The sequence below is a fragment of the Halovenus rubra genome (genome assembly GCF_026586665.1).
In the GTDB taxonomy this organism is placed as follows: Archaea; Halobacteriota; Halobacteria; order Halobacteriales; family Haloarculaceae; genus Halovenus; species Halovenus rubra.
On record NZ_JAODIY010000017.1, the window covers coordinates 1 to 17,312 of the forward strand.

At 54.5% G+C, this 17,312-nt stretch carries 14 protein-coding genes and 1 pseudogene; 8 read left to right on the forward strand and 7 right to left on the reverse strand.

Annotated elements, in window-relative coordinates; all coding sequences use genetic code 11:
- Positions 1-62: 62 nt before the first annotated feature.
- Entirely contained in the window at positions 63-494 is a 432-nt protein-coding gene (locus tag N5098_RS14510) for a hypothetical protein (RefSeq protein WP_267638606.1), read from the reverse strand.
- A 27-nt stretch (positions 495-521) separates the two neighbouring features.
- Between N5098_RS14510 and N5098_RS14515 the strand changes: the two genes are divergently transcribed.
- The 3 genes from N5098_RS14515 to proS all read left to right on the forward strand — a co-directional run bounded on the left by N5098_RS14515 (position 522) and on the right by proS (position 3,369).
- Positions 522-1,214: a hypothetical protein gene (locus N5098_RS14515; RefSeq protein ID WP_267638608.1), complete on the forward strand. Its 693-nt coding sequence runs from the start codon at positions 522-524 to the stop codon at positions 1,212-1,214.
- 124 nt (positions 1,215-1,338) lie between these two features.
- Positions 1,339-1,875, forward strand: a complete 537-nt coding sequence (locus N5098_RS14520) for a GNAT family N-acetyltransferase (protein ID WP_267638609.1) — start codon at positions 1,339-1,341, stop codon at positions 1,873-1,875.
- Positions 1,876-1,908: 33 nt separating this feature from the next.
- A complete protein-coding gene (gene proS, locus N5098_RS14525) occupies positions 1,909-3,369 on the forward strand; it encodes a proline--tRNA ligase (RefSeq protein ID WP_267638610.1) in 1,461 nt (486 codons plus the stop codon).
- A 21-nt stretch (positions 3,370-3,390) separates the two neighbouring features.
- Here the strand turns inward: proS and N5098_RS14530 are convergent, their stop codons facing one another.
- Complete coding sequence (locus tag N5098_RS14530; protein WP_267638611.1) at positions 3,391-4,119, reverse strand: DUF1405 domain-containing protein; 729 nt, start codon at positions 4,117-4,119, stop codon at positions 3,391-3,393.
- A gap of 335 nt (positions 4,120-4,454) precedes the next feature.
- Between N5098_RS14530 and N5098_RS14535 the strand changes: the two genes are divergently transcribed.
- On the forward strand, positions 4,455-5,282 hold the full coding sequence (locus N5098_RS14535; RefSeq protein ID WP_267638612.1) for a hypothetical protein: 828 nt from the start codon (positions 4,455-4,457) through the stop codon (positions 5,280-5,282).
- Positions 5,283-5,287: 5 nt separating this feature from the next.
- Here N5098_RS14535 and N5098_RS14540 read toward each other — a convergent pair whose 3' ends face one another.
- Entirely contained in the window at positions 5,288-7,099 is a 1,812-nt protein-coding gene (locus tag N5098_RS14540; RefSeq protein WP_267638613.1) for a flippase-like domain-containing protein, read from the reverse strand.
- Positions 7,100-7,181: 82 nt separating this feature from the next.
- On the opposite strand from N5098_RS14540, the gene N5098_RS14545 reads away from it, so the two are divergent.
- Both N5098_RS14545 and N5098_RS14550 read left to right on the forward strand, forming a co-directional pair.
- A complete protein-coding gene (locus tag N5098_RS14545; protein ID WP_267638615.1) occupies positions 7,182-9,530 on the forward strand; it encodes a penicillin acylase family protein in 2,349 nt (782 codons plus the stop codon).
- Positions 9,527-9,886, forward strand: a complete 360-nt coding sequence (locus N5098_RS14550; RefSeq protein ID WP_267638617.1) for a hypothetical protein — start codon at positions 9,527-9,529, stop codon at positions 9,884-9,886. Before N5098_RS14545 ends, N5098_RS14550 begins: the two co-directional genes overlap by 4 nt.
- 13 nt (positions 9,887-9,899) lie before the next feature.
- On the opposite strand, the gene N5098_RS14555 is transcribed toward N5098_RS14550, so the two are convergent.
- A complete protein-coding gene (locus tag N5098_RS14555; protein WP_382231171.1) occupies positions 9,900-10,829 on the reverse strand; it encodes a phosphohexomutase domain-containing protein in 930 nt (309 codons plus the stop codon).
- A gap of 108 nt (positions 10,830-10,937) precedes the next feature.
- Positions 10,938-11,255, reverse strand: a pseudogene (locus N5098_RS17725) (phosphomannomutase); the annotation flags it as partial.
- Positions 11,256-11,356: 101 nt separating this feature from the next.
- Between N5098_RS17725 and N5098_RS14560 the strand changes: the two are divergent.
- Positions 11,357-11,812 (forward strand): DUF5814 domain-containing protein, encoded by a 456-nt coding sequence (locus N5098_RS14560; protein ID WP_267638619.1) that lies wholly within the window; start codon positions 11,357-11,359, stop codon positions 11,810-11,812.
- A gap of 147 nt (positions 11,813-11,959) precedes the next feature.
- Here the strand turns inward: N5098_RS14560 and N5098_RS14565 are convergent, their stop codons facing one another.
- The gene (locus tag N5098_RS14565) at positions 11,960-12,637 is read right to left on the reverse strand and encodes a TIGR00266 family protein (protein ID WP_267638620.1); all 678 of its coding nucleotides are present in this window, start codon (positions 12,635-12,637) and stop codon (positions 11,960-11,962) included.
- Positions 12,638-13,221: 584 nt separating this feature from the next.
- Positions 13,222-13,836 (reverse strand): TetR/AcrR family transcriptional regulator, encoded by a 615-nt coding sequence (locus N5098_RS14570; protein WP_267638621.1) that lies wholly within the window; start codon positions 13,834-13,836, stop codon positions 13,222-13,224.
- Between the two features lie 339 nt (positions 13,837-14,175).
- On the opposite strand from N5098_RS14570, the gene N5098_RS14575 reads away from it, so the two are divergent.
- The gene (locus N5098_RS14575) at positions 14,176-17,199 is read left to right on the forward strand and encodes an MMPL family transporter (protein ID WP_267638622.1); all 3,024 of its coding nucleotides are present in this window, start codon (positions 14,176-14,178) and stop codon (positions 17,197-17,199) included.
- The last annotated feature ends 113 nt before the right edge of the window (positions 17,200-17,312 follow it).

Genomic DNA, 17,312 nt, shown 5'->3' on the forward strand with positions numbered 1-17,312 from the left:
TGAAGAACGTCTCTACCGTAGGATTATCTTGCAGGGTCGCTGGGCTCATACCACCTCAGCGTTCACCCTGCTCTCTGGTATGAGAACTGTTCTATGACACCCTCTGCATTGGTAATTCCTCCAATGATGGCGACCCCGAGAACGCTACTGACGACGACAACGAAGACGACGGCGAAGATAGCGCCAACACCAACACCGGCAGTGACGACATCGAGTATGATGTCTTCCAGCTCAGACCCTCGTCGTCCCAGCCGCTGTGGGCGATACCTGATGAGGCAACCGGGTTCATAACCCGCCTCGGCAACAAGGACGACGACCTGTGGATGGTCAAGAATCCGGACAAGAGAGACGGCCTCCGGTCGTGGCTTGAGGAGACAAATTTCGAGAACTCCACCATCGTCTACGTCCAGAGCGTCGGTCCAAATACCTGCTACAACAAGCTCGATATCAGTGACGTAACCGTCGAAGACGGTGACATCGTCGGCACTGCCCAACCGGTCGACACCAGCGAGGAAAACGAAATGTGTGGCTCCGCTATCACGTACCCGTCGGCGTTCGTCCGCGTGACTGGTGAGGACCTGCCCAGCTATGCCACGTTCAGCGTCACCGACGGCTGGGGCAAATCCGACGAAGTATCTACTGACGGCCGCTATCTCGACCCTTCGAACCTCGCTGGGCACGTTCGTCCGGACGGTGACCCGCCGAAACTTGAGGAACTGCGCTGTGACAGCGAAGAATTTCAGCGGCTCCAGGGACCTCAAACTGTCACATTGGGCGAAGCGTACAACGACAAGTTGAGTTTTGCCATGCGAGTTCACACAACACAGACTCTCGCCAGTGACGAGGAGAGTCCTCCCCGGGTCGGGCGCGGCGACGAGGTTCGGGTCACGATGGACAACGTCTCGACGGACATGCAACAAACAGGGAACCGCCACAAGTGGAACCTACAAGTGCGTACCCTAGATGGGTGGAAAGAACTGCGTGGCACCACGAGCGACACCCCCCTAGTCTACGATGACCTCGCGATTGAACACCCGCCAGGCAAGGGGTTCGAGTGGACGTTCGAGATGACTGAGGAAGGAATCGTGGCAGGCCACGAACACGAAAAGAAACTCGAAGTCTGCCCTGACCTCCAGTCTGGCCGCTACCGTTTCGTCTACCGTGGTATCATCAGGGGTGACCCCCTCGCCGTTGAATTCCACTACAACGGATAGAGCGGACTTTCATCAGCGGCTCTCGGCCCATAGAGTATACGTTGTAGTTGCGAGTCCACTCTGTCTAAACCCACCACGACCCCGTACCACGAGATATTTATCACGCCCGCCGAGAGGCGACCGTATGCCAGGACCGGTATTCATCGAGGGTGACCAGATTTCGTTGCACCCGCTTGAACGCGAAGACCTCCCGTTTATCCAGACGTACCGCAACCATCCCGACGTACGCCAGCAGCTCGGCCGCATCCAGCCACAGAACGGGGCTGACCTCGAAGCGGATTTCGAGGGATACATGCAAAATGGAGTGAATCTCCTCGTCTGTACAGACAACAAACCGGTCGGATTTGTCGCGCTGTTCAACTGGAAAGAATCGGCAGGACGTGTAGAGATTGCATATTGGATTGCCCCCGACGAGCAGGGCAACGGGTATGCAACCGATGCAGTTTCACAGGCAATCGCCTACGCCTTCGATGACCGGCGGTGTCACAAGGTCGTCGCCGGTGCACACGCGACCAACGAAGCCTCTCGGGGACTGCTCGAAACGCTCAGCTTCCAGCAGGAGGGTCGTCTACGCGACCACATCTATCTGGATGGCGAGTGGGTCGACGCCATCCGGTACGGTCTGCTGGAGGCAGAGTGGCAGGACGAGCGGCAAGCGTAGCCTGTTTATACGTGCCTCTCGCATGCTCAGCCAATGAGCGAGGAGAGCGAGCAGGAACTCGGCATCACCGAGTCCAAAGAATACAGCACAGGCGACTGGTACGCTGAGGTCGTCCAGAAGGCCGAAATCGCAGATTATGCGCCGATGGGCGGATTCATTGTTACGCGCCCCCGTGGCTATCAAATCTGGGAGCGCATTCAGGACTATCTCGACGGCTGGTTCAAAGACACCGAGGTACAGAACACGTACTTCCCGATGTTTATCCCCGAGAACTACCTCGAACGGGAGAAAGATATTGTCGAAGGGTTTGACCCCGAGGTTGCGTGGGTGACTCACGGCGGGTACGACGAACTTGAAGAGCAACTCGCTGTCCGACCGACAAGCGAGTCCATCATCGCACCGTTCATGTCTCAGTGGGTCCGGTCACACCGCGACCTCCCCTTGCGTCTCAATCAGTGGTGTTCCGTTGTCCGCTGGGAGGCAACCGAGACGAAACCGTTTTTCAGGACGAAGGAGTTCCTCTGGCAGGAAGGTCACACCGCACACCGCGAGATGGATGGTGCATGGGAAGAGACAATGCTTCGGCTCGACCAGTACGAACGCGTCTACGAGGACGTACTCGCGATGCCTGTTCTGACAGGGCGCAAACCTGACCACGACAAGTTCCCTGGTGCACATACGACAACAACCGTCGAGGCACTTATGCCAGATGGCAAGAGTGTACAGGGCGGAACGAGCCACTATCTTGGCACTTCATTCGGCGAAGCATTCGACATTAGCTACGTCGATGAGGACGAAAAAGAACAGACAGCTCACACCACATCATGGGGACTGTCATGGCGAGCCATGGGCGCACTCATTATGACTCACAGCGACGACCAGGGGCTTGTGCTTCCGCCCACACTCGCAGACCCGCAAGTCGTCATCGTCCCAATCTGGCAGGAGGACAACGTTGACGAGATTCTGGAATACGCCGAAGAGATCGAAGCAAAACTCTCCGCCGCCGGAATCAGCGTCAACCTGGACGACCGCGACCACCGCAACCCCGGATTCAAATACAACGAGTGGGAGCTAAAGGGCGTTCCTCTCCGTATTGAACTCGGGCCAAACGAGATGGACGAAGAGACGGCAACTCTTGTTCACCGGCCTGATGGAGAAGACGAAACAGTCGACGCCGAGGGCATCGCGGCGACTGTCGACGAGCATCTTGAGACAATCTTTGCGAAGCTTTACGCCAGCGCAGAGGAGACACTGGAGGGTGAAATTCGCGACGCAACAAGCCGCGAGGAGATTCTCGGGACCATTGGTCAACACGGTGGCTACGTCAAATGTGGCTGGTGTGGTGACGAAGAGTGTGAGGAGCCAATCAAGGACGCCATTGCGGCAGAGATTGTGATGGTGCCGCTTGACCGTGACGAAGAGCCTGTCCATGACGAGTGTGCGATTTGTGGGTCTGCTGCCGAGGAGACAGCCTACTTCGCCAAAACGTACTGAACAGGCGAGGACGTACAGATTCTACCGCATATCGATTGTGCGCCATGCCCAGACCGACAGGAAAATCGCGAGAGCAGTCATTCCTACTGCAAACCCGGCAATCATCTCGAATTCAGGGCTGGGACGAACAGCATCGCTCGTCGGAATGACGGTCAGCCAGGTATGATGTGGGCCGCCGAACGCATCAACAAAGTAATCCAGCATATCGTTGAGGAGGAACCAGCCGACTCCGACCGAGATAGCGGGCAACGAGAATTTGGCATAGCGAGTCACAAGAAACGCTTCAAGCGCCATGCCGAAGTGACTCCAGATGAGGAACTGCCGCAGCCACGGAACGACCGCACTGGGGTCCTCAACAAACGAGTGGACCAGAACTGTCCAAAGTCCGTATTTGAGACAGCCGATGAATCCGAGAACGTGTACTACCTGTGCCACGCGCCCGTCGTAGCCGAGCCGCCAACAAGCAAACGAGAGGCCGATATACAGCGTTGCAAGCGGACTGACAGGGACAATCGGCCACATAATGAGTGGCGTTTCAGCAAACTGTGGACTGTAATAGTAGAACCCAAAAGCAGTTCCAACAACGTTGACGATGACGAGCAGCCAGACAAGGCGAAACGCAACGTTTTCCAGCCACGTCGGAATTGGGGAGAGGAATACTGGCAGATCCCGGTCGTCCGGAACGGTCCCACCAACATGGCTGCTGACAAACCTGTCGACTCGCCAGTCGAATGACCCGTCGGAACCCATATGAGTTGGTGTGAGCCGAACAGTAAAGTGCTCACGGACTTGGATGAGAACGGGGACAGCAACAGGATAGATCTTTGTCCGGTCGGCTCACCAAAAGACAGTCCAAACTGCACGGCAAAATGTACTCCACTTTCGGACAGATATGGCAAAAGCTATTATTAGATACGTACTGTAGTTAACTGCATGTCGAAAAAAGTGAAACTCGCCCTTGCATTCGTAGCCATCGTTCTGGTCTACAAGCTCGTCATTCAGGACTGAAGGGGAGACTGACCTGAGGTATCGAAGCGCAACTGCTTTGTCGAACAGTTACATTGCTGGACCTATTTTGCTGGAATATGTACGGAGCCGTCACCCGGAACGAGGAAGAAGTGTCGTGGGAGGAGTTTGAGACGGTCTTTTTCGAAATGAAAGATGTCACAGGTAGAGCCACTACGCCGGTCGACGGCGCGGTCAACATGATTTCGTGTTTTGGAGATAACGCGGCTGTTGAGGGAGACTCCTCACTTGCGCCAGTCTCCGCTGATGGAGAGCGAGCGACACGTGACCGGACGTACTTCGACTGGGATTACGTCTGCCCGACTAACGACACCTACCGCGAGGGCGTCCTTGAGATGATAGACGATGCGGTTGAGGCTAACGAGGACGTACGGCTTGACGATGTTGGCTTCCCCCGCGAGGAATACTGTCACTGTGAGCGTTGCAACGAACGGTTTGCGGCCAGCGAGTTCGAAGACCGCACTGAGTTCCAACAACAGGTTATCACGGACTTCGTTGCCGAGGCACGCAATCAGATTCCAGGGACGCTTTACTTAACCTTGTACCCCGACCCGTACCCGGGTCACTTAGAACGCCGAAGCGGGATTGATGTCGACGCACTTGCCGAGTACGTCGACGAGTTTGTCATCCCAATATACGATATGGCTTACGAGACGACATACTGGATAGAAGGAATCGCGTCAGGGTTTGAAGACCGCCTCGATACGCCGTTTAGTATCGAACTGTACGCAATCAACATCAACATGGATAATCTCGTCCACGCAACGGAGGTTGCACAGGAGTACGGCGAACGCGTTCTCTTTGGGTATCAGTCTGGTAACGGTCGCGCAGTTATCCGACGGATGGAAGCCAAAGAGCAAGACGGCGTCGAGTTTGGGCCGGAATAGGCTTGTTAGTCGTTTTGGACCATTTCAGCTTCGCGACTCTCTTCGACGGCTGTCGTGAGAGAGACATCCAGCAACGCCATCGAACTGACGCCACCGATAACCGTGACGATGTTTTTGACAGCATGGTCAACAATGGCAGCGGAGAGTGCGACAGCGGGACCGATTGGGGTCAACGCAACGATGAGCAACGTAAATGCACCCTCGTAAAGACCAATGCCACCGGGAGAGAGTGGCAAGACTTTGGCGAGGTTACCGACACTCACTGCAAAAAACCCGGCACCGATGAGCAGTGGGAGTGGAACAGCCACGTTGAACGCAAGCAGAACGACGATTGCAACGATGACGTCGAAGACCCAGATGACGAGGCTGGTCAGTCCGACCCGTAGGAACGCATTTCGGTCCTGTGCGACCGTTTGGATGTCCCCGACGAACTGCTCGATGATACCAGCAACGTAATCAGCGTAACTATCGGAGCTGACCCGTTGAATCACTGGCCTGACGTAGTTTTTATCGGTTCGAGCCGTGTAGATAATGAGTGCGACGGCGAGAATAGCCCCGAACCCAACACCGGCCGCGACGAAAAGAGCAGCCTGACCGCTCTGGCGTTCGCTCCCTTCGATCGGTTGCCCGAGCAGTGCAGCCTGAACTTCGCCCAGCGAGCCGGTAGCTGCGAGTCCGACCAGCACGAACCCAGCCATAAGCGTAATCGTCAGGAGGTCGTACACCCGTTCGACAGCGAGGGAGGCAAAGCCCGAGGGGTATGGAATGTCTTGCCGAGCCTTGATGATATACGCTCGAACAGCATCGCCTGCGCGCGCAGGGAACACGAGGTTACCAGTCTGACTGATGAACACTGCGCCGGTAAGAAACCCCCACCTCTCACGATAGCTTATTGTTTCGAGAATATCTCGGTAGCGCAGTCCCCGGAGCGGCCACGAAATAAGGTAGATAATTGCACCGATCAAAACGATGAGCGGGTCGGCGCTTTGCATGCTTTCGATAACTTCTGACGGGTCGAGATAGAGCGTCATCAACGCGAGTGCAACAAACGCAAGCAGACTGCCGACAGTCAGCGTAACTGTCCGAGTGATACGGGGACTTACAGCGAGTTGCCACCACGTTCGCAAAATCTGGCTACCCATTCCAAACACATCACGAACGATATCGACTTTCGAATCTCCTTTTGGGTTCCAGTCAACAGGAAACTCTTTGACTCGGTAGCCGTGGTGTTGGGCACGAACCAGCACCTCAGTGTCCCAGAACCAGTGGCTGTCTTCGACCTCATCAAGCAGTGCGAACAAGACATCGCGGTCAAACGCTTTGAATCCACACTGGTGGTCCTGCAGGTCCGAGCGCAAGAAGAAACGAACCAACCGGTTGTAACCGAGGCTCGGAATCCCGCGTTTAGCGGGTCGGTCGGCATCACTCGCAGGTAGCCATCGTGACCCCGTTGCCACATCGTACTCACCAGTCCGGATGCTTTCGACCAGTTCTTCCAGATGGCTCATATCGGTCGCGAGGTCAGTGTCGAAATAGACGAGTGTCTCTCCGTCGGCTTCTCTAAAGGCATATTCGAGCGCTCCGCCTCGACCCAGCCGGTCGTTGGAGTGAATGTGGCGAACCTGTTGGTGTGTCGAGGCGAGGTCAGTCGCTATCTCCGGCGTTTTGTCCTCACAGCCGTCTTCAGCGATAATCACCTCGAAGTTGTCCTCCGACAAAAACGACCCAAGCGTCGAGAGCGTCGTTTTGACGGTTGCAGTCAGCGTCTCCGCCTCGTTGTACGCTGGAAGGACAACGCTCACGTCGACACGACTCATTGTCGTTGCTCATCCGGCAGCCGTTAAGAACGTTCTGGACTCGTACGAAAAATACATGCGTTAACCACAATATTCTATCATCATGGACCGGGAGCTTCGACGGCGAGCCTTTTTTGGTGCACTTATTGGAGCTGGGACATCCGGGGCATACCTCTCAGCGCTCAATGACCCACTCGAACAGTTTTCTCCCTTGTCAGGAAGTGTCTGGGACTCGGCCACCCCAAACACAACAGATTCTGTTGACAGTCCCTATGGGTCGGCGACGGTTCGGTATGATGAGTATGCTGTCCCACATGTAAGCGCTGACGACGAACAGGCGCTGTATTTTGCAGTCGGGTACACGCAAGCATCGGACCGGCTCTTCCAGATGGACCTCCAGCGTCGGCTATTTCGGGGGACACTCTCAGCTGTTGTCGGTTCCGGGGCAATTGAGAGTGACCGGTTCCACCGAAAGATGGCATTTGTCGACGCAGCCAAGGTCACAGCAGAACAGATAGAGGGAACACCCGTTGCGTCGGTTGTCGACGCCTATACCGAGGGCGTCAACAAAGCAATGGAACAAGAGACGTACCCGATTGGCTTCCAGCTTCTCGGATACGAGCCTGACGAGTGGACACGGACCGATACCGCGCTCATTGAGAAAATAATTGCCTGGAATCTCACCGGGACATTTGAGACGCTCCGTACCGAACTGGTCCGTGACCGGTTTGAGGACACGTTCTCACCCGAGCGCGCACAGGAATTGCTGTCAGATGTTTTTCCGTATCGGCTCGAACAGGATACCCCGATTATCCGAGACCACCACGATGCTGGCACGTTCCGAGTCGGTGAAGACAACGAGACGCTGCAATCACAGACGACCACAACAACTAATGAACGGACCGCTCCGCCCGAGAAGTCGCTTGTTGATTGGGTTAGTAACTTTGACCCGCCACAAGGATTTGGGTCCAATAGTTGGGTTGTCGGGCCTGAGCACACTGAGAGTGGTGCACCGATACTGGCAAATGACCCCCACCTCGGGTTGCAGGCACCGCCAACCTGGTACGAGATGCATATCGATGGACCAGACCACCGGGCACGGGGGGTCAGCTTCCNTTACCGCTACGACCATGACGGAGAGACCTACCAGTACGGAGATGAGCGCCGCGAGTTCGAGATAGAAGTACAGGTAATCGAAGTCGACGGAGGTCCAGACGAGAAAGTAACTGTCCGTAAATCGGTACACGGGCCAGTTATCGAGGAGGCCGAACAGGAGGTAGGCATCGCTTGGACGGGCCATACAGCGACCGAAACAATGCTCTCGCTGTATGAATTAAGCCACAGCACAGGTCTTACAGATGCACAGGAAGCTGCAAAGCGATTCGACTGCCCAACACAAAACCTCGTCTACGCCGACCAAGATGGGAACACGCTCTATTACATGACCGGACGGATTCCACTCCGCAGGACCGACGGCACGCAGGTACCCGGCAATCGTGTGTTCGACGGCTCAGCAAAAGAGGGCGAGTGGGACGGGTTTGAACCCTTCGGCGAGTCTTCGTGGGACGGGTTTGTCCCGCTTTCGGCGAACCCACAGGTCGTCAACCCAGAGTATATCGCGACAGCAAACCAGCAGATAATCCCTGACGAGAACCTCGATTACTACCTCTCTGCGGGCTACACGAGTCCGTATCGGGGTCGGCGGATTTACGACCAGTTGGACCAGCGTATAGCGTCTGGAGCGGCAATTGACCTCGACTACCTCCGCGACGTCGGCCGTGATACAGTTGATGGTCGGGCTGTGGGACTGGTTGACCCACTTGTCGACGCAGCACGCAACGGCGACGAGAACTTCGGTGACGTCGTTGACACGCTTGCAGAGTGGGATTACCGCATGGATGCCGACTCCCGTGGTGCCCTGATTTTTGACCAGTGGTGGGAAAACTACCGGGATGCGCTGCTCGAAGAATCATTCAAGCAAGCCGACCTCGACGATGACTACTATCCGTCCGATGGGGCAATCGAACAGCTCTCACCAGACAGCTCGTGGTTCGGTAGCCGTGGACGGGCAAGCGTGATGCGCGAAGCCCTCCGTCAGACCGTAGACGACCTCGAAGAACTGAACGCGGAGATATATGGCGACCTGAACAATACAGGGAACATTAGTCACCTCACCGAGTTGGAATTCCTGGACTACCCTAGCCATCCACGCGGCGGTTCGGGCCAGACCGTCTGGAACTTCGACCGAGACAGTCCCCACGGCGGGAGTTGGGAGATGCAGGCCGACCTCGACGGGGAGTTGCTGGGGTTGCTCCCCGGCGGTAACTCTGGCCGATACTTCTCTGACCACTACGACGACCAGATAGCACAGTGGGCAAACGGTGAGTATCGAACGCTTTCACGCGAGTTAGAGGGCGATGTCGATATCGAGTTCAAGCAGGTGGACGAATGAGCGACCCAGAACAAACGCGGCCATCAGAACTTCTCAAGCTGGCCCGAGAGAAGCCACAGTACCACTGGGGAGGACTGCTCGTTGCCTGTCTTATCGGTCTCATCGTCTCGTCGTTTCACTGGTCTGGCATTATTCTCGGCGGCGCACTCGTCGGTGCCCTTGCCGAGACTGTTAGACGTGCGATTCTCTCTGGAATTGGTTTCGGATTAATTGTTGTCCTGACATGGGCCAGCCTAATTGCGTTATCAGGGAACCTCACAGATGTGGCCGCAATGAACGAAATCGCGTTGCTACCAGTCGGTATTACACTTGGACTGTCTGTTCTTGGAAGTCTCTTCCGTGGGACCCTTGGATAAGACCCATCTGGGTTTATCTGTCAAGAGCTGTGTCAACACACTCAGTCACTGTCTCGACAAGGTTGTCGACTGACTCGCTTTCGGCGTATATGCGGATGTAGGGCTCGGTCCCACTGGGTCGGACCAACGTCCACCCACCGTCCGGAATATCAAGGCGTATTCCGTACTCGGTTGCTACGTCAGCATCAGGAAACGTATCGGGTAGTGACGATTTGAGAGAGTCCATCACGGCAGATTTGCGGTCATCTGGACAGTCGAGACTCTCCTTTCGGTACGGACGTTCCTGGACAGGGCCACGCAGTGCATCGAGACCCGACTCCGCAACCAGCCTAGTAAATACAGCCGCTGATGCCACTGCATCGATCCAACCACCGAACCTCGGGTGGATGTGTTTCCACGGTTCGGCGGCGAAGGCGACCGCTGTCTCGTCAGTTGCGTTGTTACGGACGGTCGCGATTCCCTCATGAAGTGCGCCAAGTCGGACGCGCTCGACACGACCGCCGGCCTCACGGACGCGCTGGTCAATGCGTCCAGAGGCGTTAGGCGTGGTAACGACAACCGGGTCGATTGCTGTACTTTCACGGACAGCCCGCTCAGCGAGGATAGCAAGAATTGTATCTTCATGAACGACCTCGCCGGCTTCATCGAGTATGACGATACGATCAGCGTCCCCATCATGACCGATTCCAAATGCCACGTCGCTGTTGGCGACGAACCGCCGCAAGTCGGCGAGACTCTCCGGAGTCGGTTTGCTCTCTCGGGCAGTAAAGTGTCCGTCTACGTTTGCGTTGAGCGACCGGACCGACGCACCAAGCGTCGTCAACACCTGCGGAGTCACCAAGCTTGCCATCCCATTCCCGCAATCGACTGCCACAGTCAGCTCCGGGCGGTCGCCAAGGCTGTTTGCGTACTCAACTACCGCTTCCCGGTAGGCCAAGAGCACTTCAGTCCGCTGGGAGTGACCCCACTGTTCCCACTCAGCCGCGGTAACCTCACTCTCAACACGTTGTGCTATACTCTGTTCGCGTTCCCGGTCATACTCCTGTCCATCAGTAAATAGCTTGATACCGTTATCCGATGGCGGGTTGTGACTCGCCGTGAGCATGACGCCGTAGCGGCCACGCGATGCGAAGGCGAGGGCTGGGGTCGGAACCTGGCCGACACGGCGGACAGCTGTTCCTGCGCTTGTTACACCAGCCTCGATCGCCGCCGCGAGTGACGACCCAGTGTCCCGGCCGTCACGGCCGATGACAACCGTGCTATCGTCCTCATTTGCGTCCATTCCGACTGCACGCCCGACTGCGAGTGCGAGTTCGGGCGTCACGTCAGTGACTGGACCTCGGATTCCTGCGGTCCCGAACAGTTCCATGGTGGCTGCTACCGGTCGGGTACATATATGAATGGCTCTCCGTGCTTGGCTGCTACCAACCGCGGTGTTTTAATCCGAGAAGCTCGTTACATACGGTACGCGTGGCTATCACCGACAAGATATACATCAAAAATCATCGCCAAATCGCCTCCCAGCTTGAAACGTCATTCCCAAAAAGCGCCTTCAGCGGTGCGACTCTCGATATTCTCTTCCAGGGACAGGGACTAGCAAACCTTGACGAGGCGACACAGGATCGTGTGCTAGATTTTGCGGAAGACTTTCTGGACTGTGATTGTCAGTCTAACCCCCACTGTGGCTGTCCAGAGCGCAAGTTTATCGGCTACCTGCTCGAACTCCGTGAAGATGGCCTTGGTCCGGACGCAATCGTGGATATCCTCGGCGAGGAGTATATGCTCTATGCCTACTCTGGAGATATCCTTTCGTTTCTTGATAGCTCGATTCGAACGCTTGAAGCTGCTGAACGGCTTGCCGATGTCGAAAACCACGACGACAAAGCCAAGCAACTCCGTGACGTGCGGGAAAACCTTGCACGGTGAGGCCCTCTGAAAAAAGCCAAACCCGACACATCGTTCAGCGGTGGTAGACTAATTAGGGTAGCGCAACCACTCTGTGTCAGTGGTCGTTCCTTTGGGCACTAACTACCGCAACAACGCAGCTACCGGGACTGCGACGGTTACATAGCTCTACGATTCTTGGCTGGGCATACGCTCGGCGAGGAGAGATACAAGTGACCCCATATCCCGCGTCTGGTACCAAGCAGTGCCCGGTCCGGTAAACTCAAAGACAAGACCTTCGTCACTGAGGAATGTTGACTTGAGATCACCGACGCGTTGGACTGAGTAATCAATCTCCTCATCCCAGGCAACTAGGTGCTCGTTATCCAGAACGTAGGATTCACCAGCGGCTAGTTCCAATTTTTCGAGACCGCCATAGGCGTCGATGAATACCGTTCCGTTCCCTTTCAGTGCAAGCGGTGTGATGCTCGCTTCCCCTAACATCGATTTCAATCCACCAATCTCAGAGTCAATATCGATGCCGTCTGTTCCTGCAATAAATGAGCCGTCTGTGGAATAGAGTGTTTCGTCGTTGAGTTCGTGTGGCATAATATCGCCCGGCGATGGCGGAGCGAGTGTCACCTGTCCCTGACCACCTTCTGCAGTAAACTCGTTTGCAAGCACCGATTCACCGCCAAGAAGTGATTTTGCCGAACTTAGCAGGCCATCACGACTGGTCCCAGTTTCGATTGAGACTGTTGAGGAGTGTCCGACCATCGCCCCTGGCTCTGCAATGATTGATTCGCCTGGTTCTAGCGTGACAATCAAGTGCGTGTACGACGGCTTGTGTGTGAACTTATAGTCCATTGTGGGGTTTCGTCAAAATATAGTGACGGCATCCTACTTATGTTGTTTGCCAGCATTAATCTACTCTGGTGGCCGATTAAGATTGTCATTTTCCTGGTATTTGGCTGAACTCAGAGCTTGACACCGATAACGTAACGTGCTGTATCGCTGAAACCGTGTGATACCTGAGAGCCAATAGTGTTTGCTAACCAGAGCCTGATTTGGGGCAAATGCACCAACAGTTCCGTTTTATGATATAAAACACGTCGACAATCATTGCGCCAGCGAGTTGGTGTGGCGCAGTAACCAACGCAACCGGAAATGAGGACGACAAAGAGGCAGTTCCCACCCATGCTGAGTCAGACGAGACTCAAAAGAGTAAGATTAGTACCTGCTACGACACCCGTAGAAAACAAGGACTTATTGAGGGATGGTATCTGGCTCTGTCGACAGCCGTTTCGTGAGAAATCTCGTGATATCGGGTTCAAAAAAGTACGGCTGAACTGCAGTAGGTTACAGTCACACATTTTAGTTAGCCCACCCTCCTCTGAACACCGGAACGACAGCGACTGAATATACATTCACCGTCGGCGGAATCTGAATAGTTACTCTTCTTTGGAGTCGATAAGACAAGTTTCGACATATCGTTCGAACTCAGCACGACAATCTTCAAAGATAGATTCATTACTCGTTACTTGCTGTGTCGTCGTGCCAACGAACATCACCTGAAACAGCGCAGCAGTTTCAGAGGGATCGACGTTTTGGAAGACACCCTGTTCGATACCTGAGCGAATTATGTGTTCCACGTGCTTCGACGTAAATCGGTCCGTCCGACTGAAATATTCGCGATACTGCTCGTCGTGTGCTGCCTGTGCGCGAAGTTCGACCATCGCACGAGAAAAGTTTACGTTGTCAACCATACTCCCCGAAGAAAACATTGCATCAACAACTAGCTCGATGTGTACGTCGGCACCGTCACCAGTCTGTAGGGGCAACTGCTCTTCAGTTTGGTCAAGCATAAATTCGAGAAACTCAAGCAACAGGTCATCTTTTCCGTCATAATGATGATACAGCAATGACTTGCTCTTTGGAAACTTATCGCTAATGCGCTGAATCGTAATTCCACTGTACCCGTGTTCGCAAAATGCCTCGTAAGTGGCCTTCAGAATCTCTTCGCGCGTATCTTCGGGTTCTTCCAGAAATGTGAGCGAATCGTTCATTTCTTCTGCCACCCCTCTAACAGCGCCGCTCGAACGTAATCTGGCCGTTGGCAACTAACGCGTTCAGACATCGGTATAGCCAGATGTGGGACCGCTCTCATAATAGTTGACCTTTGTGTTCCATGTATAAAAGAAGATTGAATAGTCAGTCAACACAGACTGGAATTATTCGCACAAATACGACTTTCAACCGATATACAGCCGTTTTCCGAGTGTCGAACACAAAAAGCATATATACAGACTGAATAAATGTTCAACTAGAATGGGCGCAATTCAGTTAAGCTATCTCAGATTGCAATGCACGGTAATCAAAGACCAGTTACACAGAGGAATGTACACATGAGTCTTTCAGACCAGTTCTCTGGTATTATCACGAACTACAGTCGTCTTATTATAGCCGTCATGCTTGTCGTGACGGTTGCTGCGGGCGCTGGTGCTGGGATGGTCGAACAGTCGTCCTCGCTTGACCAATTTCAGAGTGACACTGAACAAGCACAGAAACTGACGTACATTGAGGACAATTTCGAAACTGGGGCTGAGAATACGTCGTCTGCGCAGGTGATTTTGCGCGGGCAAAACTCGCTTTCACAGGAGTCTTTGGTCGAAACACTCCGTTTACAGCAATCCTTCCGAGAAAACGAGACAGTACGCCAGACGCTCGTTGGGGACCGCCCGACCGTCGGCGTCGCAAATCTCGTCGCGACTACTGCACGTATCGGGGAACAACAACGTGAGCTTGAGACACTTGTCACAGAGTTCGAACAACTGAACGAGACGGTACAGGAAAGACAGGCAAGTCTGAAAGAAGATACTGCGGCAGTAAACGAAACACGACAGAGGCTTCGCAACGCTCTTGATACGCTTCGTGAAGACCTAGAAGCATCACCTCGGAACGTGTTTGACCGCGTTCATCAACAGGCGCCAGTCCAACTCGACGAAAAGCAGTTCACAACGTTCAATGACTCCGCCCAGCTGGTGCGTACTGCCGAGAATAAGTCCCAGATAGAGCGCGCATATCAACAAGGGACAGAAGGCGTCTTGGACTCGGAGTACAGCGCTCTTGAGCAGCGCCAAAGTAAACTCAAAGCAGACAGCAAGCGCCTGAAAGAACTGGGTAGTCAGATCGAACAGCGTCGTTCGGACCTACAAAAAGTTGAGCCGTCGATTCAACAACAAATCGACGTTCTCACCGCGATGAATACAGCCCAATATGAGAGAGCGCTCAGTGTGGTGCTGAGCGCGGATTCAACCGGTCCGATGAACGGGCTAGCGTTCATGCCGACAGATTACGACGCAGGGTCGACCACTGCGAACGCAACGATGATGATAGTTTCCCACCAGACCAACGGTGACACAGGACAGGGTGGGACAGCCTCACAGCAGTTGATCGACGCACAGCTAACAATGCAGTCCATCGCAGAAAAACAAGCGCAGGGAGCAGATGCCGAGGCCATTGTCTTTGGGACTGGTATTTTGGGCGAAGAAATTAATAACTCAATGGGAGACAGCCTGGCTATTGTCGGGCCACTCGCGCTCTTGTTCGTTGTTGTGGCGCTGGTCGTTGCTTATCGTGACTTGATAGATATTTTGCTTGGTCTGTTCGGCATTGTTGCTGTTCTCATCTGGACGTTCGGTTTCATGGGGTGGGCTGGCATCAACTTCAACCAAATGTTCATCGCCGTGCCCGTTCTTCTCATCGGGCTCTCTATCGATTACGCTATCCATATATTCATGCGTCATCGGGAGCAGCGAGAAGACGGTGGTGCGTACGGTAACGATGACATACGTGGCTCGATGCGAACTGCCCTTGCTGGCGTCGGAGTCGCGCTCGTGCTTGTCACAGCGACAACAGCTATCGGTTTCCTTTCGAACCTTACCAGTCCTGTCCCGCCAATTCAGGACTTCGGTATCGTGAGTGCAGTCGGCATCACAGCAGCACTCATTGTCTTTGGTATCCTGATTCCCGCGGTAAAAATTGAGGTTGACGGATTCCTCGAAAACCGCGGCTACTCCCGGAAAAAGCGAGCCTTTGGAACCGGTGGCGGCCGGTTTAGTAGTATTCTTTCTGCCGGCTCAACGGCGGCCCGAAAGGCTCCTGTCGCAATTGTTCTCCTTGCGGTGCTCGTGAGTGCAGGAGGAGCCTACGGGGCAACACAAGTAGATACCAGCTTCAATCAGGAAGACTTCATCGCGGAGGACCCACCGGAATGGACAAATTCGCTTCCCGAACCCTTTGCACCCGGTGAGTATTCGATGAAAGATAACCTCGAGTTCGTCAATCAGAACTTCGTGCGTGAGGACTCACAGGCGCAACTTCTCTTTGAGGGTGACGTGACCGAGAGGGAAGCGATACAGCGCCTCTCGGATGCTCAACGTCAGGCGGCTAACAGCAGTGTTGTCGTGACATTATCTGATGGACGGGCCGATGTGGAGGGGCCACTCCAGACCATGCAACGGGTAGCCAGGCAAAACGAGACGTTCAACGCGACGTTTGCCACAGCAGATACTGACGGAGACATGGTACCGGACCAGAATATCGAACAGCTCTACGATGAACTGTTTGCCGTTGCTCCCGACGAAGCCGGAAGCGTGATTCACAAGACAGACGACGGGTATCAGGCTGTTCGGATAGTCGTCTCCACGAGCGGAACTGCCCAGATGAGTGATGTCCGAACCGAGACCAAACAGATTGCCACAGGACTCGCTGGGGATGGTATCGAGACGACTGCGACGGGCCAAGTTATCCTGTTCGATATCGTTCAAGACCAACTGTTCGACACTGTCGTCGAGAGCCTACTCATCACACTAGTTGCAGTCTTCGGGTTCTTGATGGTCACGTATCGGCTTATCGATGGAAGTGCAATGCTGGGTGCAGTCACACTCCTTCCGGTCCTGTTCAGTGTTACGTGGATTCTGGGAACGATGTACCTGCTTGGAATTCCGTTCAACGTGATGACAGGGATGATTACAAGTCTGACAGTTGGGCTCGGTGTCGCATACAGCATCCACATGAGTGAACGATACAAAATTGAGTTGGCCAGAACTGGCGAGGTTTGGGAGGCGATGAACCGGACAGTTACTGGAACCGGCGGCGCGTTACTCGGTAGTGCAGCGACGACTGTTGGTGGCTTTGGTGTCCTTGCGTTTGCTATCTTGCCACCCCTCCAACAGTTCGGAATCATCACAGGGCTGACCATCATCTACGCGTTCCTCGCCAGCGTACTTGTGCTTCCGAGCCTGCTTGTCCTTTGGACGAGATACTTTGGCCCGAACGCTTCCTTCGACACGACGACTACAGAAATGTCAACAACACCGACTGCAAGTGACGGAGGGCAGGTTGAGAAGTCGTCAGACAAGCAGTAATCCCATCCTATTGGTCGTGTCGCAAAGTCCTCTAGAGTTCAGTAGCAACTGACTCCCGTGAGGAACGGGACGCCTCTGGTGTCCACCCAAGAGGTGTCCCATGCACGCCACAA